17 protein-coding genes are annotated in these 23170 nt (G+C 70.6%); 13 read left to right on the top strand and 4 right to left on the bottom strand.

Translation table 11 applies throughout. The features are described from left to right. Positions 1 to 35: 35 nt before the first annotated feature. The gene (locus ABD893_RS04940) at positions 36 to 842 is read left to right on the top strand and encodes a hypothetical protein (protein ID WP_345076439.1); all 807 of its coding nucleotides are present in this window, start codon (positions 36 to 38) and stop codon (positions 840 to 842) included. 168 nt (positions 843 to 1010) lie between these two features. Continuing rightward, positions 1011 to 1715, top strand: a complete 705-nt coding sequence (locus ABD893_RS04935) for a hypothetical protein (RefSeq protein WP_345076438.1) — start codon at positions 1011 to 1013, stop codon at positions 1713 to 1715. Positions 1716 to 1735: 20 nt separating this feature from the next. On the opposite strand, the gene ABD893_RS04930 is transcribed toward ABD893_RS04935, so the two are convergent. Together ABD893_RS04930 and tgt are read right to left on the bottom strand one after the other, a co-directional pair. After that, complete coding sequence (locus ABD893_RS04930) at positions 1736 to 3472, bottom strand: outer membrane protein assembly factor BamB family protein (protein ID WP_345076437.1); 1737 nt, start codon at positions 3470 to 3472, stop codon at positions 1736 to 1738. A 48-nt stretch (positions 3473 to 3520) separates the two neighbouring features. Continuing rightward, on the bottom strand, positions 3521 to 4834 hold the full coding sequence (gene tgt, locus ABD893_RS04925) for a tRNA guanosine(34) transglycosylase Tgt (protein ID WP_425548342.1): 1314 nt from the start codon (positions 4832 to 4834) through the stop codon (positions 3521 to 3523). 126 nt (positions 4835 to 4960) lie between these two features. On the opposite strand from tgt, the gene ABD893_RS04920 reads away from it, so the two are divergent. The 7 genes from ABD893_RS04920 to ABD893_RS04890 all read left to right on the top strand — a co-directional run bounded on the left by ABD893_RS04920 (position 4961) and on the right by ABD893_RS04890 (position 16934). Continuing rightward, positions 4961 to 5989, top strand: a complete 1029-nt coding sequence (locus ABD893_RS04920) for a hypothetical protein (protein ID WP_345076436.1) — start codon at positions 4961 to 4963, stop codon at positions 5987 to 5989. Positions 5990 to 6112: 123 nt separating this feature from the next. Continuing rightward, positions 6113 to 8674, top strand: a complete 2562-nt coding sequence (locus ABD893_RS04915; RefSeq protein WP_345076435.1) for an acyltransferase family protein — start codon at positions 6113 to 6115, stop codon at positions 8672 to 8674. Between the two features lie 103 nt (positions 8675 to 8777). Continuing rightward, positions 8778 to 10796 (top strand): DUF6541 family protein, encoded by a 2019-nt coding sequence (locus ABD893_RS04910; RefSeq protein ID WP_345076434.1) that lies wholly within the window; start codon positions 8778 to 8780, stop codon positions 10794 to 10796. A 154-nt stretch (positions 10797 to 10950) separates the two neighbouring features. After that, positions 10951 to 11604: a hypothetical protein gene (locus tag ABD893_RS04905; protein WP_345076433.1), complete on the top strand. Its 654-nt coding sequence runs from the start codon at positions 10951 to 10953 to the stop codon at positions 11602 to 11604. Beyond that, complete coding sequence (locus tag ABD893_RS04900; RefSeq protein WP_345076432.1) at positions 11535 to 13394, top strand: NHL repeat-containing protein; 1860 nt, start codon at positions 11535 to 11537, stop codon at positions 13392 to 13394. The genes ABD893_RS04905 and ABD893_RS04900 overlap by 70 nt, the downstream gene beginning before the upstream one ends. Before the next feature lie 46 nt (positions 13395 to 13440). Beyond that, a complete protein-coding gene (locus tag ABD893_RS04895) occupies positions 13441 to 14760 on the top strand; it encodes a M18 family aminopeptidase (RefSeq protein ID WP_345076431.1) in 1320 nt (439 codons plus the stop codon). A gap of 17 nt (positions 14761 to 14777) precedes the next feature. Next, entirely contained in the window at positions 14778 to 16934 is a 2157-nt protein-coding gene (locus ABD893_RS04890) for an acyltransferase family protein (RefSeq protein WP_345076430.1), read from the top strand. A gap of 65 nt (positions 16935 to 16999) precedes the next feature. Here the strand turns inward: ABD893_RS04890 and ABD893_RS04885 are convergent, their stop codons facing one another. Next, positions 17000 to 17296, bottom strand: coding sequence for a hypothetical protein (locus ABD893_RS04885; protein WP_345076429.1), 297 nt, complete (start codon positions 17294 to 17296; stop codon positions 17000 to 17002). A gap of 160 nt (positions 17297 to 17456) precedes the next feature. Here ABD893_RS04885 and ABD893_RS04880 point away from each other — a divergent pair, with 160 nt between their 5' ends. Next, on the top strand, positions 17457 to 17954 hold the full coding sequence (locus tag ABD893_RS04880; RefSeq protein ID WP_345076428.1) for a hypothetical protein: 498 nt from the start codon (positions 17457 to 17459) through the stop codon (positions 17952 to 17954). 108 nt (positions 17955 to 18062) lie between these two features. Here the strand turns inward: ABD893_RS04880 and ABD893_RS04875 are convergent, their stop codons facing one another. Continuing rightward, positions 18063 to 19502, bottom strand: a complete 1440-nt coding sequence (locus ABD893_RS04875; protein ID WP_345076427.1) for a glutamyl-tRNA reductase — start codon at positions 19500 to 19502, stop codon at positions 18063 to 18065. Between the two features lie 276 nt (positions 19503 to 19778). Between ABD893_RS04875 and hemE the strand changes: the two genes are divergently transcribed. From hemE to hemQ, 3 genes are read left to right on the top strand one after another with little or no spacing between them, the layout of a single operon-like run. Then, positions 19779 to 20864, top strand: a complete 1086-nt coding sequence (hemE, locus tag ABD893_RS04870; RefSeq protein ID WP_425548356.1) for a uroporphyrinogen decarboxylase — start codon at positions 19779 to 19781, stop codon at positions 20862 to 20864. Next, positions 20861 to 22363 (top strand): protoporphyrinogen/coproporphyrinogen oxidase, encoded by a 1503-nt coding sequence (locus ABD893_RS04865; protein ID WP_345076425.1) that lies wholly within the window; start codon positions 20861 to 20863, stop codon positions 22361 to 22363. Before hemE ends, ABD893_RS04865 begins: the two co-directional genes overlap by 4 nt. Beyond that, positions 22360 to 23094, top strand: a complete 735-nt coding sequence (gene hemQ, locus ABD893_RS04860) for a hydrogen peroxide-dependent heme synthase (protein ID WP_345076424.1) — start codon at positions 22360 to 22362, stop codon at positions 23092 to 23094. Before ABD893_RS04865 ends, hemQ begins: the two co-directional genes overlap by 4 nt. Positions 23095 to 23170 lie beyond the last annotated feature (76 nt).

The raw sequence follows: 23170 nt of genomic DNA, 5'->3' as shown, positions 1-23170 counted from the left end.
GTGACGTCGCGACGACGCAGCATCGAGGGAGACGCATGACTCAGGGGTACGGGCCGGACCACGGACAGCAGGGGCAGCAGCCGCAGTGGGGTCAGGATGGGCAGAATCCGCCGCCCGCACCGCAGCCCCAGCAGCCACAGTGGGGGTCGCCCGAGCAGGCTCCGCCTGCTCAGCCCCAGTGGGGACAGCCCTCCCCGCAGCACGCACCGCAGGCCGCGCCGCAGAGTGCCCCGCAGTTCGGGTCGCCCTCAGGCTCGCCCTCGCAGCCGCAGTGGGGTCAAGCCTCCCCCGCCGCCGCGCCGGGCGGCTACCCGGGCGCGGGCTATCCCGGTGCTGTCGGGGCCACCGGCCCCGTCGGCTCCACCGGTCCGGCCTCGACGGTCGCGAAGCTGATCCAGTGGATGTTCTACGCGACTCTCGCCGTGATCGCGGTGCGCCTGATCGGCAATGTGATCGTCTTCGCCGTCCAGTTCGCCGGCGGAGCCGCCGGCTCGGAAGGGCTCGTCGGGGCGGGTGGCCTCCTCGGCATCCTGCTCCTGCTGGTGAACGGCCTGGCCACTCTGGCGCTGCTGGTCCTGGCCGTGATGGTGATCGTCAAGGCCTCCGGCCGCGGGAGGACGGGCGCGATCATCCTCATCGCCACGGTGGTCCTCTCCGTGATCACGTACTGGATCCTGTACGGGATCCTCTTCGCGGTCCTCATGAGCTCGACCGACATCTCCATGGTCGGTGTGATGTCGCTGGTGTACCTGGTCGCTGAGATCATCCGCGTGCTGATCGTCTTCGCGATCCTGCTCGTCGGCGCTCTGATGTCGCGTCGCTGGGCCAAGCAGAACGCCTGACCGCTCCCGCTCCGCGCCTGACCGACGCCCCGGACCTCCCTGAGGTCCGGGGCGTCTCGCATGCTGCTCATCCACAGCGTCACCTGTGCGTGGAACCTGTCGATACGCTGGTGCCCACCACAGAGAGGTCGCCGCTCGGCGATGCTCCGACGCAGCACAGGGAGACGCATGACCCAGGGGTACGGACCAGAGTTCGGGCAGCAGGGGCAGCAGCCGCAGTGGGGACAGAACGGCCAGCCCCCATCGCCTGCGCAGCAGCCGCAGTGGGGGCACCCCTCCCCCGCCCCGTTGCCGGGCGGCTATCCGGGCAGCGCAGGCCATGGCGCCATGGGCACCGGCTCGCAGTACGGACTGGGCGACGGGGTCAACTGGCGGCGGGTGAAGCTGTTGGGCCTGATCCTGCTGATCGGGTCGGCCCTGCTGCTGCTGGTCCGGCTCGGGATGAACCTGGCCTCCTTCATCGGGGCGGATGAGCTCGCCTCCAGCAGCACCAGCGGTGAGATGGGTGCGCTCGGAGTCGGGACGGGGCTCGCCGCGATCGTGCTGTTCCTCGCCAATCTGGTACTGAGCCTGGCCATGCTGGTGCTCGCCGTCATGGCCGCCGTGATGGGCCGGGGCAGGGCACGGACCGGCGGGATCATGGTCGCGGTCACGATCCCGGTCTCCGTCGCGCTGTACTGGATCGTCTCCATCATCGTGGCTATCCTCCTGCTCGCGACCGGCATGGCGGATTCCGGCACCGGCGAGCTGTCGGGCACCGGCTACCGCATCTCCGCAGTGGTCGACGCCCTGCGCGCGCTCCTCATGGTCGCGATCATCGCGCTCGGCTCGTACTTCGTCCACAGCACCGCGGCGAAGAAGCTCTCCGCCTGAGGCTGCCGGATCCTGCAGGCTCAGGGTCCGAGCAGCAGGCTCTTCCCGTCCACGGTGACCAGCGCCCTGCCCCCGCCGAGAGGGTGCACGGCGCCGATGCCGTCGTCGACGACCGCTTCCGCGGTGAGCTCTCCGCTCGCCGTATCGATCACTCGCAGCCGCTGCGCTCCGCGCGGGTCCAGCGGCGACTCCCGCACCACCGGATCCAGCACCACTGCGGTACCGGCCATGAAGCTCCCTCGCACCGTCGCGTCCGGGGACGAGAGCGGCAGGGTCCAGAGGTTCGCGCCGGCAGCGGTCTCATAGGCCACCAGTTGGCCGGAGGCGTTCGCGACGACCATCACCCGGCCGTCGATCCCGATCCGGGCCGTGAACTTCTCGGCCTCGGCCACTCCGTCGGCGCCGGGCGCGGTCCACTGCGCACGCTGCTCGGAGGCGACGATCTCACCGGCAGTCTCGGCCCCTGCCTCGATGCCTGTGGCGAGCACCCTCCCCTGGTCGATCCGCGCCGACCAGTCGCCGGCGGGGGATGCCGCGGATTCCCAGAGCGGCTCGCCGCTCTGATGGGCGGTCGCGGTGAGCGCACCGTCCTCGGCCGAGCAGACGGTGAGCACCAGCGGCACCTCGCGCAGCGGGTCCTGCGGATGCGGCGTCGGCCCGGTCGCAGCGATGCGGCAGTCCTCCTCGGGGCCCGCCAGGATGCGGCCGACGGGGAAGCCGGTGGCGGGGTCGAGCTGAACCCAGCCCTGGGCAGGGTCGAAGCGCAGCGGCACCGCCGGGAGCACCCCCGTCGCCCGGACGGCGTCCAGCAGACCAGGCTGCGCTCCAGGCTGAGCGCCGGCCTGAGCATCGGGCTGGGCGCCGGCCTCAGCATCAGGCTGGGCACCGGAGAGTGCGCCGCGCCGCGCCGGCACCTCCACACCGAGCGGATCGACGCCGCGGGTCTGTTCGGCATCGAGGAGGGTCCACAGAGCCGCCTCAGGGTCGGTGAGGTCGTAGCCGCTGATCCGGCAGAGTCCGTCCGCACAGTGGCGCATCACGAGCAGGTCACCGGCGAGGGCGAGCGGGGTGCCCGCGAAGGTCTGGGAGGGATGGTCACCGTCCGCGGTGGAGGAGGTGGGGCCGAGCAGGAGCACCTCGGTGGCCGCTCCGGTGGCACGGATCAGCCGGGTGCCGTCGGCGGAGAGCGCGAGCACATCCTCGGGGAGCGCCTCGAGACTGCGGGCACCGTTCCCGTCCAGCAGCTGGGCGCCGCCGTCCGCGCGGCGCACCAGGACGGGCGTGCCGGGCTCCGGCAGGGAGTGCACGGTGTCGCCCTGCTCCAGAGCATCAATGGCCGCTGCGGCGTGCTCCGAGAGCGGATCCAGCCGGGTCGCGAGCACGGCCGGGATGGTCAGGGCGAGCATCACGACCAGAGCCGTGGCGCCCGCGAGCAGCGCCCGCGGTCGTGAGCGAAGACGGGCACCGATCAGGGCGAGCACGACCGCCCCGATCCCGAGGCCGGCAAGGATGCCCGCTGCAAGACGCAGCGCGCCCACCAGGAAATGCCCTCCGAGCAGCGTGCAGATCCCCGCCGCGGCGAGCATCACCACAGCGAACCCGAGAGCCGTCGTGAGGTCGATCGTGGCGTCCTCCTCGGCGCCCATGCCGTCGGTCGGCAGGGGGCCGGGCAGGTCGAGCTCGCGGTCCCCTGGTTCCGAATGCTCCTGAGCATCGGGGTCCTCGGACCGCGGGGCCCACGGCGAGATCTTGTTCATCGCCCGCCCGTCGTCCGCCCGCTCATCGCCCGCCCATCGTCCGCCCGCTCATCGCGGAGAGCCGTAGTAGGCGCCGGTGGTCTCCTCCCGCAGGGCGTCGAAGTCGCCGGAGAGGAGGGAGGCGCGGATCCGATCCACCAGTCGCACCACGAAGCGCTCGTTGTGGATCGTGCACAGGGTCGAGGAGAGCATCTCCTTGGCCCGGAACAGGTGATGGACGTACGCCGCCGTGTAGTGGGTGCAGGTGTAGCAGTCGCAGCCCTCGTCGATCGGAGAGAACTGGCGGCGGTACTTCGCCCCGGTGAGGTTCACGCGGCCGGTGGCGGTGTAGACGGCACTGTTGCGAGCCACCCGGGACGGGGAGACGCAGTCGAAGGTGTCGGCCCCTGCGGCGATCGCGACGAAGAGGTCATCGACCTCGCTGATGCCCAGCAGGTGGCGCGGCTTCGCCTCGGGCAGCTCGTCGGTCACCCAGCCGACGATGGTGCCGAGGTTCTCCTTCTCGAGCGCCCCACCGATGCCGAAGCCGTCGAAGGACCAGCCCTCCACGTCCATCGCCCCCAGATCACGGGAGGCCTGGCGGCGCAGATCCTCGTACTGGGCGCCCTGGATCACGCCCCACAGCTGCTGGTAGGGACGATGGGTGCGCTCATCGGTGAGGCGGGCGTGCTCGGCCAGGCAGCGGAGCGCCCAGAGCCGGGTGCGCTCGAGCGCCTGCTCCTGGTAACCGCGGGAGTTCATCAGGGTGGTCAGCTCGTCGAAGGCGAACATGATGTCCGCGCCCAGCCCGTGCTGGATCTGCATCGAGATCTCGGGGGTGAAGCGATGCTCGTCGCCGTTGATGAAGGAGCGGAAGGTGACCCCGTCATCATCGACGTGGGCCAGCCGCTCCTTGCCCTCGGCCACCGCGTCGTCCTCCCCCGAGGAGGTACGCGCCTTCTCACCGCCGGAGAACTCGCTCGAGAGCACCTTCTTGAAACCGGCACCCAAGCTCATCACCTGGAAGCCGCCGGAGTCGGTATAGGTGGGGCCGGGCCAGTTCATGAACGCGCCGAGGCCGCCGGCTTCGTCGACCAGGTCATGGCCGGGCTGGAGGTAGAGGTGATAGGCGTTGGCGAGCAGCGCCTGCGCCCCGAGGTCGCGCATCGACTCCGGCAGCACCGCCTTGACCGTGGCCTTGGTGCCCACCGGGATGAAGGCCGGGGTCTGGATCTGACCATGCGGGGTGGTGAGCACCCCGGCGCGCGCCTTCTGCCCATGACGGGCGGTGATCTCGAATCCGCTGTCGATGGGAGCGGGCGGGGCGGAATCCGCCGGGGCAGGGATCGATGCGGCGGTCGGGTCGGCACTGGAAGCGGTCACCACCTCATGATCCCACGCCCCCACACAGCACCCGTCTCCGGCGCAGCTTTCGGAGTCGGCCGTTTCTCGCGCCATCGGCGCTCTAGGATCGGCCGCACTCCGCCTCCTCCTTTCAGGACATCTGAGATGACCCAGCCCCCGCCTGCTCCGCCCTCGCCGACGGCTCCCACCCCGTCGGCTCCCACTCCGTCGGCTCCCACCCCACCGGCCTCGCCCGTCGGCCCCGAGCGGGCGGCGACCCTGCGCCGACCCGCCCTCGCCGTCACCGTGCTCGCTGCGGCGGTGATCCTCCTCCATGTGATCGAGCTGGTGCTCCTGGCCCTGCAGGGCCTGGTCGAGTCCATGCCGTACCTGGTCCAGGGGTACTACCTGATCCTGCTCGCGGCCAACCTGGCCTTCGTCGCTTCAGTGCTGTGGCTGCTCGCCGCCTCCAGCATGGCCCGCGTCGACGCACGGCGCGTCTCCCGCCTGCCGCTGCTCATGCTCGGTCTGCTGACGCTCTCCGGTCTGCTGATGCCCGCGGGCCAGTTGCTGTCGGTGCTGCTGCAGCTGATCGGGGTGGGCGGTGACGACGCTGTCGGGTATGGCCTGCGCAACCTGATCGGCACCCTGGTCAACACTGGCGGCACAGTCCTGTTCACCCTCCTCATCGGCGTGCTCGGACTGCTGCTGCTGATGCGCCCGCAGCGGGCAGAACGGACGGTCCGGATTCCGATGGGTCCGGTACCGCTCGCCGTGATGCTGCTGGTCACGGCGCTGCTTCTGGCTGTGGCAGCGCCGATGCAGAGCGTGATCTCCAGCTGGATAGCCCTCGACTGGGGCCTCCTGCAGGCGATCTTCGCGCTGCACGCCGCTGCCCGCGGCCTGCTGGCCACACTGCTCGTCCTCTTCATGGGACTGCTGTTCGCGGTCACCGCCGGGACGTCGCGACGGATCCTGTGGGCAGGATTCATCGCCTATATGGCCGCGCAGGTGGTCAGCAGCGTGCTGGTGCGCCTCTTCATGTTCCAGATGCTGAGCGGAACGGCGCCCGAGGGGGAATGGCTGGCCCCCGCCACCGCGGTGGTCGAAGTCATCGGTGCCCTGCTGCTGGCAACGACTGCGGTGGTGGTGCTCGTGCTGCGAGCACGGGGTTCGCGGACTCCTCGGAGCTGACCCGCGACAGTGCTGTCCCGTGATCGGAGCTGTCCCGTGATCACGTCCGGCCGGATCCACTAGGATCCTCCGCAGCACCGGAATCGGGAAGACACCTGTCCGCGGCAGTCGTGGCCGTCGGCCGTGTGGAAGGGGATCGCGATCAGCTCGCCCAACGATCCACCGCACTCCCGCCCTGGCGAGCGGCACACACCCGATCCCAGCCCCTGGGAGCAGCCCGCCTCCGATCAGGAGGAGTCGCCCCCAGCGGCCCTCGACGCCTGGACCCAGGAACCCAGCCTCGAGCCGGAGCTGGTGTCGGAGTCCGAGCCGGAGCTGCTGCCGGAGCCGGGACCCGAATCCGAATCCGAATCCGAATCCGAATCCGAACAGCCTGCCGCATCTCTGCCCCGTTCGGACCTCTCCGCGTGGACCGCGGGCCCGCTGCCCACGGTGACCTCCTCCCTCGGGGACTGGGTGCAGGGCCCGGCCGAGCTGCAGGCCGAGCGGGAGGCGGAGGACGCCTGGTCCACGAGCGATTCCGTCTCCGGGACCTGGCGCCCGCGCGGCGAGGCGAGCCGATCCCGCAACTCGCAGCCCTCCGCCGTCGGCCCCGGCGAAGGCGCCGTGGAGGAGCCCGCGCCCGCCGGCTCCTCCGACTCCCGCCCCGCTTTCCGGCGTGAGCTGCACGGCCTGCGCGCCGTCGCGCTGGGACTGGTCGCGATCTACCACATCTGGCTCGGTCGGGTCTCCGGCGGTGTGGACGTCTTCCTGTTCCTCTCGGCCTTCTTCCTCACCGGCACCTTCCTCCGCCGGCTGGAGAACGGCCGCCCGCTCGGCGTGCCCCGCTACTGGCTGCACACCTTCAAGCGGCTGCTGCCGCCGTCGGCGGTGACGATCCTGCTGGTCCTCGCAGCGACCGCGGCGTTCCTCCCCGCATCGATGTGGCAGACGATCATGCAGGAGGCTGTGGCCTCCGCGGCGTACCTGCAGAACCTGCTGCTGGTGCTGCTGCAGGTGGACTATCACGCCCGCGACGCCGGCGCCGCGTCGCCGCTGCAGCACTTCTGGTCCCTCAGCGTGCAGGGGCAGGCCTTCGTGGTCTGGCCGCTGCTGTTCCTGCTGGTGGCGCGGAGGGCCCGCGCCGGGAAGCCAGTGCGCCGGCCGCTGATCGTGATCATCTCGCTGATCGGTGCCGCGTCGCTGACCTGGTCGATCACCTCCACTCAGAGCCAGCAGCAGATCGCCTATTTCGACACTGCGGCACGGTTGTGGGAGTTCGCCGCTGGTTCGCTGCTGGCCCTCGCGCTGCCGGTGCTGGATCGGCTCACCGGGGCGCGTCGGCCGGAGGAGGGGCAGGCGCCCCGCCATCGGACCCTGCGTGCGCTGACCGGTTGGGCGGGCGTGGCGGCGCTGCTGGCCTGCGGTGTCCTGCTGGACGTCTCCTCGATGTTCCCGGGCTGGATCGCGATCTGGCCGCTGGCCGCAGCCGGCGCTGTGGTGGTCGCCGGGCACTCGGGCCGCCGCTGGGGCGTGGATGCGGTGCTGTCCACCCGTCCCGCCGCCTTCATCGGCGATATCTCCTACGCGCTGTACCTCGTGCACTGGCCGATCCTGGTGATCTGGCTGCACCACAGCGGGCAGGAGCGCGCCGGACTCCTGGACGGGCTGGTGGTGCTGACCGGATCCATGGTGCTGGCCTGGCTGGTGACCCGGGCGGTGGACGCTCCGGTGCGCCGTTCCCGCTGGCTCGAGGCGAAGCCCTGGCGCGCACTGACCGCGATCGCGCTGAGCTTCGCCCTGGTGGCGGGCGCAGCCGGCGGGTGGTGGATGTTCCTGCACCGCGAGCAGCCTCAGCCTCCGGTGGCCGAGGGACCCAGCCTCGCGACCGACGAGGTCGCCACCGTCGCCCCGCCGGATGTGCAGCCCTACGGCTGGCAGCTCGGACAGCAGTGGCCGGACCTGCCCGAGCGCTGCGGCGGCCCGTGGGCTCCCGAGCAAGGATTCCGGCATGTGAACTGCCAGCAGCTGCTGCCGGGCGATGCGGAGGCGACGGAGACGATCGTGGTGGTGGGAAGCTCGCACTCCCGCCAGTTCATCCCCGCCGTGCTCCCGCTCGCTCAGGCCCGGGGCGCTCAGGTCGTGAACCTGACGATGGACGGCTGCGGTTATCTCGCCGGCACCGAGCGCTGGGCCTACTGCGACGGCTACGACGAGTACGTGCTGAAGTACCTCGACGCGGTCCAGCCCGAGATGGTGATGACCACGGTCACCGAAGCTGCTCCCGATGCGCCCTCCGAATCACTCCCCGAGGGCACCGACGTCGCGGTGCAGACGCTCCTGGACCGTGGCATCGAGGTGATCGCCGTCCGCGACACCCCGCGCTGGGAGCAGGATCAGTACCAGTGCGCGGAGGCGGTGATCGATCGCGGCGACACCCCGGCCGACGCCGACGACGCCTGCGGCGCCGATGTCGAGGACAAGCTCGCCCCCGAGAACCCTGCCGCTCCGCTCGCGGCCCTCGAGGGCCCGGATGCCGCAGTGACCCTGCTCGATCTCACACCGCAGATCTGCCCCGACGGACGCTGTGCACCAGTGCTCGGCGACACCTACGTGTACATGGACGACAACCATCTGACCAGGCTCTTCGTCGAGGAGTCGCTCGCGCCCGTCGTGACCCGCGAGCTGGAGTCCGCCGAGGTCTGAGCCTCGCGCGCCGCCGTCCAGGCTTCGGGGGCGCTGCGGCCGCTACGATGTGCCCGACCCTGGGCGCTTGCGCCCGCTCGAGCAGGAAGCAGGTGCACCCCGCGTGGACACCCTCAGGATCCTCGCGACTCTCGGCGCAGCCCTGCTGGCGCTCGGCGCGCCCGGGCTGCCGTCGGTGCTCGCACTGCGGCTGCGTCCGCTGACCGCGATCGTGGCGGTCGTCCCGCTCTCGCTGCTGGTCAACGCGGTCGCAGCCGAAGTCGGCCACCTGCTCGGGATCCCCTGGACCCTCGTCTCCCCGCTGCTGCTGGGACTGCTCCTGAGCGCCGCTCTGTGGTTGCCGGGCCGCCGACGCGCGTCGGCCGACAGACCAGAGGACGACACCGGTGAGACTGCCCTCGGCACTGCTCCTGCAGCTCCTGTGACGGGCATCCTGTCCACTGCACGCGGTCGTACGGGTGCTCTCGTGGCCGGCCTGGTGCTCGGCGGTGGCAGCCTGTTGGCGCAGGTGCTGCCGATGATGGGCGGCATCCACTCGATCAACCAGTCCTATGACAATGTGTTCCACCTCAACGCGGTGCGACACATCCTGCGCCTCGAAGATGCCTCCGCCTGGGTGGTCGGCGGGATGACCACGCTGCCGGGCGAGGAGACCTTTTACCCCGCGGCCTGGCATCAGACGGTCAGCCTCGTCGAACAGATTGCCGGCCAGGGGATCCCCCTGGCGACCAATGTCGTGATGCTGCTGCTAGCCACGGTGCTGTGGCCAGCAGGCCTGATGGCCCTGATGCGCACCTGTACCACCGCCGGGCCTGTCGGATGGATGGCGGCTGGCCTGCTGGCCGGGGTGACCGGTGCCTTCCCCGTGGCCCTCATGTACTGGGGCCACGTGCTGCCGTACTTCCTCTGCATGACCCTGATGCCACTGCTGGTGATCGGGATCTGCCACCTCGCGGGTCTCGCGCCGCGCTCCGCGCAGCGGCTGAGCGGATTCCAGCTCGTCGTGCTGCTGCCCGCCGTGTGCGCGGCGGTGGCCCTCGCCCATCCCCAGGGTGTCTTCGCCGGCATGGTGCTGGGGCTGCCGATCCTGGTCTGGGGCACGATCTCCCGCGCGTACGAGCGCTTCTCCGCATCTCGGGTGCCCGGGCACCGCCTCTGGCCGCTCGCCGTGCTCACCCTCGTCGCACTGGCCGGCTCCGCGGTGGTGTGGGTCCAGTTCCGACCCGTGCAGAGCTCCGCCGTCTGGAAGCCGAACGCCTCGCTGAAGGAGGCGATCGGGCAGGCGTTCTCGCTGGCCCCCAATGCCACTCCGACCTTCATCCCGCTGGGCGTGGTGATGCTGGGCTGCGCGGCGGCCGTGCTGCTCCTGTCCCGTTCCCGCTGGCTGCTGGCACCCTGGCTCGCCGCCGCCGTGATGTCGCTGCTCACGCGCAGCACTCCGGTCGGCGATCTCCGCTATCTCCTGTTCGGCAACTGGTACACAGACAACAACCGGGTCACCGCGATCATTGCCGTCGCCGCCATTCCGGTGCTCGCCCTCGGCATCGAGAGCCTGCAGCGCTGGGCCGGCGAGCGCCGCCCGGCACTCGCCGGGACACCCGGGCAGGTGGCCGCAGCCATCGTCGCCGTGCTGGTGCTGGCGCTGGGGATGTTCTCCCCCGGCTCCCGCGTGAACCAGGGCTACTTCGAATCGATGTGGCGCACCAGCGGGCTGCTCAGCGCCGACGAGCGGGAGCTGCTCGAGCAACTGCCCGAGATCGTCCCCGAGGACGCGGTGATCGCGACCAACGCCTGGAATGGCAGTTCTCTCGCCTATGCGATCTCCGATCGGCAGGTGCTCAACACCTACATGAGCTTCCAGGCGGAGCCTGACGTGCATCTCCTCAACGCCGAGCTCGATGACGCGCGCACGAATCCCGAGGTGTGCGACGCCGCCGAGGAGCTGCACGTCGAGTACGCCCTGGACTTCGGCCCCCAGGAGATCCACGGCAAGTCCGCCACCTACACCGGGCTCAACGAGATCTCCGAGACCGGCGCCGCCGAGGTGGTCCTCCAGGTGGGTGACGCGAAGCTGCTGCGCATGCTTCCCTGCCGCGGCACCGATGGTTCGATGACCTCCTGATCAGAAGTCCCACGCGTGGGACTCGGTGCTCCTTCCACCCCATCCCGGCGCTCCCGACTCCTGGTCGACGACCCTTGACCGCAGTGATCCACGCCACTAGCATCGGGATGAGCAAACGCTTTCTATCTGCCCATCTCGATGAAGGGGAGCAACGATGCTTCACCACGACGGCGCAGCGGCACGATCAGCAGGACTCAGCCGACGGGCGGTGATGGGCGGAGCGCTCGGGCTCGGCCTGGCGGCCGCCGCGGGAGGTTGGACCGGAGTGCTCCCGCTCCCCCGCGCTGCCGCCGCAGGCGACCTCCTGAACCCGGGCTTCGAAGAGGTCGCCGACGCGTGGCCCACTGGATGGGAGCCGTTCAACACCGCCTCACAGGAACATATCCGCTCCGCTCAGGACGTGGTGCACGGCGGCAGCCAGTCGGTCCGCATCGCAGATCGAACCACCACCTCGATCGGTCTGCGCAGCGCCCGCCTCCCGATCGCTGCGGGCACGACCTATGAAGGCTCGGTGCAGGTGTTCGTGGAGACCGGGCGCACCTCGGTCTACCTGGAGTTCTGGGACGAGGCCGGCACCAGGATCTTCAGCACCTTCCAGGAGACCCTCCAGCTGGGTACCTGGCATTCCGTCATGCTGAGCGGGGCCGCTCCGGAGGAGGCGACCCACGCCACGCTCCTGCTGTACTCCCGCAGTCCAACCAAGGCACCGCCTGGTTCGATGATGCTGCGATCGAGCAGGTGCGCACCCTGCCGGTGGAGCGCTTCGGCAGCGCCGCCTTCACCGCCGCGATCCGGGGCGCCACCCTGATGGACGATCGCCTGTTCGTCACCTCCCGGCACCCCGTCGCCGACCTGCTCCGACTGGCTGAGGTGGACCTCGATACCGGGGAGACGGTGTCGATCACGGATCTGGATCTCGGCGGGGCCTCCGGGCAGCGACTGGCCCATGACGGCAGCTATATCTACATCGGTGCCGCGGGCCACGGATCGATCTGGCGCTACGATCCGACAACCCGCGAGGCCATCGAGTGGGCCCACGTCGGCGGCTCCACGATGTGGGCCTATGACCTTCGATATCACGAAGGCTTCCTCTATCTCGGCACCTATCCGGACTGCATGGTGCGCCGTATCCGGGTCAGCGATGCCCAGGTGGAGACCTACGGCCGGCCCTCGGACTCGCAATACGCCACCGCAGTCGTCGCGGACGATGAGTACGTCTACGGCGGCTCCGCAAGCCCCGGCAAGCTGCAGCGGTGGCCCAAGGAAGGCGGCGGAGATCCGGTGGATCTCACCTCGTTCCTCAGCGACTCCCCGGTCGGCATCCTGTCCATGGTGAAGTCCGGCGACCTGCTGTACATCGCCAGCGGCCGCGATCTGATCTCGATCCGCAGCGACGGATCGGATCGAGTAGCCCGTCCGATCCCCTCTGAGGACCGTTACATCGACAAGCTGACGGTCGCGCCCGATGGCACCGTGTACGCCCTCGCCCGGCTCACCACCAACATCTATCGAGTGGAGGCCGACTCACTGACCCAGATCGCCCGCCCGCACGACGACGTCGAGAACATCCTGCTGGACCTCACCGACGACGGCCGCTTCGTCGGCGTCAGCGGAGTGGGTGACGTCTGGACCGTCAGCACCATGGACGATGCGGAGGTCTTCAGCCTCACCGCCACAGACTTCGCCTACGCCGACGAGGTGCAGAGCATGCTGCTGCACAAACGCGGGCAGCGGCTCTGGGTGGGCGGCCACTACTCGATGACGGTGCATCACCTGGAGGAGCAGACCTCGCAGAGCTTCTATGCGCCCGGTGAGCCCAAGGCCATGGTGCAGGGCTCTGACGGCACGGTCTATGCCGGCATCTATCCGAGCACGAAGATCGTCGCCTACCACCCCCGGACCTTTGAGCCCACCGTGCTCGGAACCATCGGGCACGGTCAGATGCGCGTCAAGGAGATGCATTACGACGAGGCGCGGCATCAGCTGCTCATCGCCACCGGGGCGAGCAACGGGGCCTATTCCGGAGCGCTGACCTATGTCGATCTCGCCACCGGTGAGTTCGACGTCCATGTCGATATCCTGCCCGGCCAGCGACCGATGGACATCACGGTCGCCGGCGACGTCGCCTATCTCGTCGGGGACACCTGGGGAGATGGCAACAGTGGCCCCAGCAAACCTGCCGGAGACGTTGCGGCCGTGGACCTGAACACCCGCGAGGTGCTGTGGCGGCGGGAGCTCGATCCGAGCTGGCAGGCGTACGAGGGCGTCATCCACCAGGACGGGCAGCTCTATCTGATGGGCCGGCGCCCGAACGGTGCGTGGCTCATCTACGACCTCGCCACAGAGAGCATCGTCCACCGTGGTGAACTCGGCGGCTACGGGGAGTTCGGGCAGTCCCGCGGTCGGGTCTTCTCCTGGGTGCACTGGGCCTTCGACATCCGGGAGCTCCCGAGCGCAGCGGGCGGGACCGGTCATCTGCTCCATGCCGATGTTCCCAACGGCTGGTACAACAATCAGGAGTTCTGCTGGGCACCGAATGGAAAGCAGATCTGGGGCGTCTGGGGGCCGGATCTGGCGAAGTTCACCCTCATCGAGTGAGCGGCACCATCCGCCTCTGCCGCGGCACCGATGGTTCAATGAGCGGGTGACTTCTTTCTCCGCCGCCGCTCCCTCGTCCCGTGCCCGCGCCACTGCTCTTGATCTCGGTGCCTTCGTCACTGCTGCCCCGTCGAGCTTCCACGCCGCACGCGAGGGGGCCCGCCGTCTCGAGGCCGCGGGCTTCACCGAGCTGGTGGAGACCCGCGCCTGGGATGCGGCGGATGTCGCCGGGGACCGCTATGTGCTGCGGGATGGCTCGCTCATCGCCTGGTCAGCGCCCGAGGGTGCGGGGGAAGCCAGCCCCTTCCGGATCGTCGGCTCCCACACCGACTCCCCCGCCCTGAAGCTCAAGCCCAACCCGCAGCTCGGCGCCGAGACCTTCGCCCAGGTGGGCGTCGAGATCTACGGTGGCCCGCTGCTGAACTCGTGGCTGGACCGCGAGCTGCGGATGGCCGGTCAGCTCGCACTGGCCGACGGCAGCACCGTGCTGGTGGACACCCCGGGCCTGCTGCGCGTCCCGCAGCTCGCGGTGCACCTGGACCGGGCCGTGAACAAGGACGGCCTGCAGCTGGACCCGCAGCGTCACATGCAGCCGATCATCGGCATCGCCCCGACCGACGTGATGGAGATCCTCGCCCACCATGCGGGGGTGGCCCGCCGCGACATCGTGGGCATGGACGTGGTGACGGTCGATGCGCAGGCACCGGCACTGTTCGGCGCCGACGAGGAGTTCCTCGCCTCGGGTCGGCTGGACAACCTCACCTCGGTGCACGCTGAGGTGGAGGCGCTGATCGCCGTCGCCGCCGGCACCCGCTCGGAGACCGCGACCGGCCCGGCACCGATCGCTCTGCTGGTCGCCAACGACCATGAGGAGGTGGGCTCCGCCTCGCGTTCCGGCGCTGCCGGCCCCTTCCTCGAGGACGTGCTGGTGCGCGTCCACGCCGCGCTCGGCGGGAACGAATCGAGCCGACGCCAGGTGCTGGCCTCCTCGATGGTGCTCTCGGCCGATGCCGGCCACGCCGCCCACCCGAACTACCCGGAGCGGCATGACCCGGTGACCCGGCCGCGGCTCGGCGGCGGACCGATGCTCAAGAACAACGCCCAGCAGCGCTACGCGACCGACGCGGTGGGCATCGCCGCCTTCGCCGCGGCCTGCGAGCGCGCCGGGGTGCCCTACCAGCACTTCGTCTCGAACAACGCGATGCCGTGCGGCTCGACGATCGGACCGATCACCGCGACCCGGCTGGGGATGACCACGATCGACGTGGGCATCACGCTGCTGTCCATGCACTCCGCCCGCGAGATGTGCGCAACCGCCGACCCGCTGCTGCTGCAGGGGGCCTGCGCGGCGTTCCTGCGCGGCTGAAGGAGCCCCTCCCCCTCGTGACCTCTGCACCTCACCCCGTCGGTGCCCCCACCGCCGGCGCCACCCCCGCCGCGTCCACCACCGGCGCGGGCCGCTTCCGCCCCGAGCTCCACGGCCTGCGCGGCCTCGCGATCGGTCTCGTGGTGCTCTACCACATCTGGTTCGACCGAGTCTCCGGCGGCGTCGACGTCTTCCTCTTCCTCTCCTCCTTCCTGCTGGTGGGGACCTTCCTGCGCCGCGTGGACGCCGGGCGCCCGACGGCGCCGATCGCGTACTGGGGGCGCACCTTCAAGCGGCTCCTGCCGCCCACCGCGGTGGTGGTCCTCGCGACCCTCGCCGGGGTCCGCCTGCTGCTGCCTCCCGAGCGCTGGATGACCTCGATCACCGATGCGATCGGCTCCCTCCTGCACGTGGAGAACTGGGTGCTGATCAGCCGGGGCGTGGACTACTACGCCGCGGAGGAGGCCGGACTCTCCGCCTTCCAGCACTTCTGGTCCCTGTCGATCCAGGGGCAGGTGTTCCTCGTCTGGCCGCTGCTGATCGCTGTCGCGGTGCTCCTGGCACGTCGGCTGCGCCTCCACGCCCGAGGAGTGCTCGGGATCCTCTTCGGCGTGGTGCTGGTGGCCTCCTTCGCCTGGTCAGTGGTCTCGACCGCGACCCAGCAGGAGGTCGCCTACTTCGACACCTTCACCCGGTTGTGGGAGTTCGCCGCCGGCTCCCTGCTGGGTCTCGCCCTGCCGTGGTGGGAGCAGCGGGCGGAGAGGCAGGCCTCGCGCCGCGTGCGCCGAGGACGACGCCGGGCCGCCCGCCCCGGGGCCTGGTCGGCCTCGTCGTTCCCCCAGCCCGTCCGGGTGGTCATGGCCTGGGTGGGAATCATCGGTCTGGTCTCCTGCGGTCTGCTGATCGACGTCCAGGGTGCCTTCCCCGGCTGGATCGCCGCCTGGCCGCTCGCGGCAGCGGCGCTGGTGCTGATCGCGGGTACCACCGGGCATCCGCTGAGCGTGGACCGTGTGCTCTCCACCCGCCCCGCGGTGGTGCTGGGGGACATCTCCTATGGGCTCTACCTCGTCCACTGGCCGTTGCTGATCCTCTACCTCGCGTGGACCGGGAAGGTGCGCGCCGGGGTGCTCGATGGCCTGGTGCTGATCCTGCTCGCCCTGGTCCTTGCCTGGCTGCTGACCCGCCTGGTCGACACACCGGTGCGGCGCTGGCGATGGGCGAACGCCCAGCCCTGGCGGGCCTGCGCCGTGGCGCTGACCTGCCTGGCCCTGGCACTCACACCCGTGATCGGGGCTCAGCAGCAGCTGCTGGCAGGCCAGCGTGAGGCGCAGGCCCGCGCCGTGGCCGACAATCCGGGGGCCCGGGTGCTGGACCCTGAGTTCACCGTGCACCCCGACGCCAACCCCGCTGCCGCACCGCTGCCGTCTGCGGCCCTGCTCCCCAAGGACTGGGCCAAAGGTGAGGAGGGCTGCAGCGGCGAGCTCGCTCCCCGGCCCGACGTCGAGCCCCTGCCCAAGGACTGCGCCGTGGTCCCCGGAGCGCCGGATGCACCGATCCTGATCAGCACCGGCAACTCGCGGATGGAGCAGTTCACCGGTTCCCTCATCCCGCTCGCGAAGAAGAACGGCTGGACCCTGATCACGCTGTGGAAGGGCGGCTGCGTCTACGCGCCGGACGCGCAGGTCTCTCCCGAGTGCGATGACTGGAGCAAGGCGGCACGGACCTACATCGAGCGGGTCTCCCCAGATGCGGTCGTCCTGCACTCCACCTTCCTGACCCCCGAGCGCAAGGAGGTGGTCACCCCCGGTCTGGAGGCCACGCTCTCCGATCTCACCGGCGCCGGAACGGAGGTGATGGCGGTGCGGGATATGCCTCGGATGCCGCTGAACCAGGCCGACTGCGTCCGTGAGCGCGGAGAGGACTCCCCCGACTGCGCGCCCCCGATCCCTGAGGCGCTGACTGCGGAGCGGCCCGATGCCGCGCTCCTCGCCCAGCAGGGCGATGGCGTCCACCCGCTCGAGGTCAACGACCTGGTGTGTCCGGAGGACGTGTGCCGGCCCGTGATCGGCAACGTGACGGTGTCTCTGGATGCCGACCACATCTCGTGGACCTATGCCACCTCGATGCAGGACGCGGTCGCCCTGCGGCTCCGTGCATCGGGTTTCGCCTGGTGAGGCAGGTGGCTGGTCAGCCCTGGCTGATCGATCAGTCCTGAGGGTCGATCAGCCTCGTGGGTCGATCAGCCCTGAGGGGCAGCGTCTCCCGTGCCGGCGGTACGCATCCCGATCGCCCGCACCGCCTCCACCGCGGCCCGTGACCGCGTCACGGCCTCGTGGTCGGGCCCGTGGTGGCGCTGGGAGTCCTTGAGCAGCTCTTCGACCTGGTAGTAAGCATCATCCAGGTGGCCCGCCTCCGCGGTGGCCTCGGCGAGCTCGGCGCGCAGTTCGATCGCCTCCGGGGTGAGGGACTCCCCGTGCTCGAGCAGATCGAGCAGACGGCGGGTGGTGTCGTGGACACGCTGCTGCGGGGTGCTCATCGGGGTCTCCTGGGAACGGCGCGGTGGGGTGGCGAGAGGGGCATGGCAAGAGGCAACGCCTGACCCTCGATTCTACGCAGGGCCGCTCCCGTCGCGCGGCACCGCTGCTGCCCGGTGCAGGCGGCATTGCTGCCGCTCGGCGCAGTACGCTGAGCAGGCCATGGAGATCAATCCGTTCGATTCGCGCCTGCGCATGCTGCAGCAGATGGACGGCGTCCAGATGCAGCGCGAGACGGCTCCTGATGAGGAGACCGCCGGCTGCCCGGGATGCCCGTACTTCTGGACCTGCCCGGTGCCGCATCGCGGCGAGGAGGTACGGGCCCCTGCCGAGATCGATCTCGAGGACGTGCGCGACGTGCTGGGTCCGCGCCGCGAGTACAGTCCGCGCGATGAGTCCGACATCGGCTGGACCGACGTCTGGGTCGATGAGGAGGGTCTCCGCATCGAGCCGGAGGAGAGGCCCGAGACACCAGCGGAAGTGCACGCCGAAGCACCCACCGAACGGCCTGCCGACGGGGCTGTCGAGAGTTCTGGCGGCGGGGCTGTCGACGAGTCCGCCGCGGCAGCAGTCGAAACATCTGCTGAGGAACCGGTGGACGAACCAGGCACTGCGCCCTCGCCCCGCGGCTGGCGCCGGGTGTTCCGACGCCGGCAGTGATCTCGAGCCAGCAGTGATCTCGCGCCAGCGGTGATCCCGAACCAGCGGTGATCCGGCGCCGGCGGAGAACTGGAGCCTCCGGTGACCAGATGCCCGCGGGATCAGGAATCAGCGATGCTCAGGCCTCGCCGCTGAGCTCAGCCGTGCAGCGGTCTCGAGCTCCGCAGCGCGCGGCGGGACGGTCCGATCCGCTCGCATCCAGCCGGCAGGTACGGGCCCACCTTCATCGCCTGCAGCTCCGGGGGTCGCACCCGTGGCGGCACCGGCACTCCCGTCGATGCTCTCGGCACGGTCCTGACCGGCGGAGATGTCGATCCCGAAGATGGTGTGGAAGGCCTCGACATAGGCATCCGCGTAGCCGGTCTCGGCGAGGTGGCGGGCGCGTTCGGCGGGCTGGTGCATGACTTTGGAGAGGATCCGGCGCACGGAGCGCTCGAGCTGGTCCGCGGTGTCGCCGGCGACGTCGCGGCGCAGCCGGTCGATCTCGCCGTCGGCCGCGTCGAACACTTCGCGTCGCAGCGCGGCCATCGCGGGGTCGATCCGGCGCACCTCCTGCTGCACCCGGAAGGCCTCGACGTTCTCGGCGACGATCGTGCGGGCGGTGAGCAGCGCCGGGTCGGTGTGCGCCTCGGTGTCGAGCCGGAGGTCGGCGAGCCCGATCACCGTGACGCCCTTGAGGTGCCTCACCAGGGGGTGCAGGTCGGAGTGCAGGGCGAGGTCCAGCACCACGATGCGCCCGGCGCCGAGGAACAGCTCGGGGAACAGGGAGGTGCCACGGCCGGAGCAGGCCAGCACCAGATCTGCCTCCCGGATCGCGCGCTCGAGCTGCGTCTCGTCCACGGTCTCGACGCCGTGGCGCTCGGCGAAGCCGGCGGCCCGTCCGGACGGCGAGAACACGCGCACGTCCTGCACTCCGCGGCGCGTGAGCTCTGCGAGCCCCAGTCGGGCGTAGGCGCCGGTGCCGACGATCAGGACGCTGCGGCCGGCGAAGCCGCCCAGTTCGAGCTCGGCCCGGTCCACGGCGACGGCGGCGCCGCTGCGACCTGCGGCACCGACCGGTGCCTGGGTGGCCACGGCCTTCGCGCAGCGGAATCCGTGCTGGAAGAGGTCGTGGAGCATCGAGGTGGTGCGGCCCTCGCGGCGGGCGGTCTCGTAGGACTGCCGCACCTGCCCGCCGATCTCGGCCTCTCCGATCACCAGGGAGCGCAGCCCGGAGGTGACCTCGTAGAGGTGCTCGGGCACGGGGGCGTCCATCGCGGCGTCGAAGCAGAGGGAGACCACTTCGCGGTCCATCCCGCTGGTGCGGGCCACCGCGTCCAGGACCAGGTCCACACCCTCGTGGAAGCGGTCGGTGTCGAGGTAGACCTCGAGCCGGTTGCAGGTGCTGACGACCACTTCCCCCGCGACCACGGGGGCCTCGCCGGTGACGGCGGAACGCTCGCGCTGGAGCTCCTGGATCACGGCCGGGAGGGTCTCCGCGCCACGGGTCAGGGCGTCGAGCACCCCGAGGTCGAGGTGCTCGTGGGAAGCGCGGAGGGCAGCGAGCATGTTCGTCAGTCTAGGCATCTTCGGGACGGTGTTCCGGTCCCTGGGAGCCTGCGCATCGAACCTGTGCACAATGGTGCCGCCATGAACAAGAACCCCACGTCAGAGCACCTTTTTGGCGACAGCGCGTCAGATCGATCGCGACACCTGTCAGATACCGGGAACGTCCCAGGCCCCGGCCTCGCCACCACCCCCGCGATCGCGTCCACGACCCCTCCGGAGGACCTCCGGACCCTGCCCGCGGAGCACCCCCTGCAGCGCTCCGCCGCCGAGGGCGGGGTGGCCGACGCCTCACTGCTCGGCGAGCTGCGCGGTGTGAGGAGCGCCACCCCCAGTGTGTGGTTCATGCGACAGGCGGGCCGCTCGTTGCCGGAGTACCGCTCGCTGCGCGAGGGCACCACGATGCTCGACTCGTGCGTGCGCCCGGAGATGGCTGCGGAGATCACCGTGCAGCCCGTGCGCCGCCACCGGGTGGATGCCGGGATCTTCTTCTCCGACATCGTGGTCCCCGCCCGCCAGGCCGGCCTCGGCGTCGAGATCAAGCCCGGCGTCGGCCCCGTCTTCGACCACCCGATCCGCACCGAGGCCGACGTCGACGCGCTGCCCGTGCTCGGCGATGACTACGACGCCGCGCTCGAGCCGATCCGCGAGGCCGTCGGCCTCACCGTGGCGGAGCTCGGCACCACTCCCCTGATCGGCTTCGCCGGCGCCCCCTTCACCGTGGCGAGCTACATGGTCGAGGGCGGTCCCAGCCGTGACCACCTGCGCACCCGGGCGCTGATGCGTTCCCAGCCCGAGGTGTGGGCACGCCTGGCGGCCTGGGTCGCGGAGCTCTCGGGCCGTTTCCTGCGCGCCCAGGTGCTCGCCGGTGCCTCCGCGGTGCAGCTGTTCGACTCCTGGGTGGGCGCGCTGAGCGCCGAGCAGTACCTCACCCATGTGCAGCCGCATTCCGCGGCAGCTCTTGCCCACGTCACGGATCTGCCGGTGCCGCGCATCCACTTCGGGGTCGGCGCCGCCCATCTGCTGCCGCAGATGCACGCGGCCGGCGCGACCGTGATGGGCGTGGACCACCGGCTGCGGATGGACCAGGCGCTCGAGATGCTGCCGGAGGGAACCCCGCTCCAGGGCAACATCGACCCGGCCGTGCTGTTCACCTCCGAGCAGGCACGCTTCGCGGAGGCCCGCGGTGTGCTCGCGGCCGGAGCCGGTGCGAGCGGGCATGTCGTCAATCTGGGCCACGGCGTCCCGCCGGATACCGACCCGCAGGTCCTCACCGATCTGGTGAGCTTCCTCCACGAGCAGGACGCCGGCTCGCAGGTCGCCAGCTCGCAGGTCGACCGCACGCAGGAGAACCACTCGGCATGAGCACCCGCACCCTCGTCGTCGGCGGCGGCCTGGCCGGGCTGCTCGCCGCGCGACGCCATCTGCGACAGGGGCACCGGGTGGTGCTGCTCGAGGCGACCGGGAGCGTCGGCGGCGCGATCGCGGAGTCCAGGCTTCCCGGCGCCGGCGAGCTGCCGGGGGCCGGGGGCCGGTCGGGTGCCGGTGAGCCGTCGAGCACCGGTGGACTGCCTGTGAACGCCGGCGCCGAGGCCTACTCGACGGGCGCCGGCGCGGTCGATGCGCTGGTCACCGAGCTGGGCCTGGCGGAGCGCATCGTCGCCCCGCGCGAAGGCCTGGGCAGCCGGGTGGTCTCCTCCGCAGGCGTGCACCGCGCCCCCGGCGGCAGCCTGCTGGGCATCCCCGGCCGCCCGTTCGCCGCCGACGCCCGGGCCGTGCTGGGAACCTCCGGGGCGCTGCGCGCGAGCCTGGAACGTTTCCTGCCCGCCTCCCTGGGTGCTCGCCCCGGCGCCACTGTCGCCGAGGTGGTGGGCAGTCGGCTCGGCCGAAAGGTGCTCGAGCGACTGGTCGCCCCGGTGGTCGGCGGGGTGCATTCTGCGGATCCCGCCACCCTTGAGTTCGCCGCCGCCTCCCCCGCGTTGAGCCGCGGTCTGGCCGAGCACGGATCTCTCACCGCTGCGGTGCGGCGGATCCGGGGGCGCAGCAGCGGTCCCCGGAATGCCGGCAGCGCTGCGAACGCCGGTACCCGCGTGCACGCCCTGTCTCCCACCATGGCGCTCCTGCCCCAGACGATGCAGGCGCAGTTCCTCGCCGCGGGCGGCATCCTTCGCACCGGGGTCGAGGTCGTCGATCTCACCCGGGACGAGGACGGCTGGGTCGTCCGCACTTCCCGCCAGGAGGAGCTCCGCGCAGACCAGCTGGTCCTCGCCTGCCCCCCGGACACCGCCCATGAGCTGCTGCGGCAGGCGGCCCCCGAGGTTGCGGAGGCGATCCCGCAGGCCCCGTCGGCCCCTGTGCGCCTGGTGGCACTGGTGCTGGATGCTCCAGCGCTCGATGCCTTCCCCTCGGGCACCGGCGCGCTGGTCGCCCCGGGCACCGACGGGATCCGCGCGAAAGCACTGACCCATGCGAGCGCCAAATGGGAGCATGTGCAGCAGGCGCTGCATGACGCGCTGCCCGCCGCCGGCAGCCCGCATCTCCTGCGCCTGTCCTACGGACGCCCCGGCGAGCAGCTGCCCGCTCGGGACGAGATCGTCGATCTCGCCCTGGCCGATGCCTCCCGCATCCTGGGGGTCCCGCTGTCCAGCACGCAGCTGCTGGCCTCTGAGGTGATCGACTGGGAGCGTGCCATGCGGCAGCCCCAGCCCGGCCACCGCGCCGCCCTCGACACCCTCACCGGACTGCTCACCGAGCAGCCCTCCCTCGAACTGGTCGGCTCCTGGAGAGCCGGCACCGGCATCGACGCGATCGTCCGCGCCGACGACGCCCACTCCCACACCCGCTCGGAAGGAACCCCCTCATGACCGACACTCCCGCTCAGGACGCGAAGTCCGTCGAGGACATCGCGCAGACCACCCGCTACACCAGCTACACCGTGTTCCGTCGACTCTCGGGCCTCACCGAGGACGGCGAGCTGACCACCGCCCAGATCCAGGCATCCCTGGCGGAGGTCACCCAGCTCATCGAGACCACCTCCGAGAGCGGCGTGGAGATCCTCGGCTTCTACGACGTCTCCGGCTTCCGCGCCGAGGCGGATCTGATGCTGTGGCTGGCCGCGGATGATCCCGCCGATCTGCAGACCGCGCTGCGCGAGTTCGAGCGCTCTCTGGCCGGGACCTGGCTGCACCGCGAATGGGCGGGCGTGGGCGTGCACCGCATGGCCGAGTTCGCCAAGGGCCACGCGCCGTCGTTCATGATCCCGGGCTTCGAGCGCAAGCAGTGGATCACCGTCTACCCCTTCGTGCGCAGCTACGACTGGTACCTGCTGGCCGACGACGAGCGCAATCGCATGCTGCGCGAGCACGGGATGCTGGGCCGCGAGTACCCGCAGGTGAACGCCAACACGGTCGCCGCTTTCGCGCTCGGCGACTACGAATGGCTGCTGTCCTTCGAGGCGGACGACCTGCATGATCTGGTCGACATGATGCGCCACCTGCGCTACTCCGATGCGCGCCTGCACGTGCGTGACGAGCTGCCCTTCCACACCGGCCGACGCCTCGACTCCCTCGAGGACATCGCCGCGCTGCTCGCCTGACCCCACTCCACCATCGAGGACCTCCATGACTGACTCCAGCCTGTCGATGCCCCACCCGTCGATGCCCAGCTCATCG

This window comes from Brachybacterium paraconglomeratum (assembly GCF_039541415.1).
GTDB classification, from domain to species: Bacteria; Actinomycetota; Actinomycetes; order Actinomycetales; family Dermabacteraceae; genus Brachybacterium; species Brachybacterium paraconglomeratum_A.
Note: the sequence above shows the minus strand (reverse complement) of the source record. Positions and strands in the feature narration are given on the sequence as shown.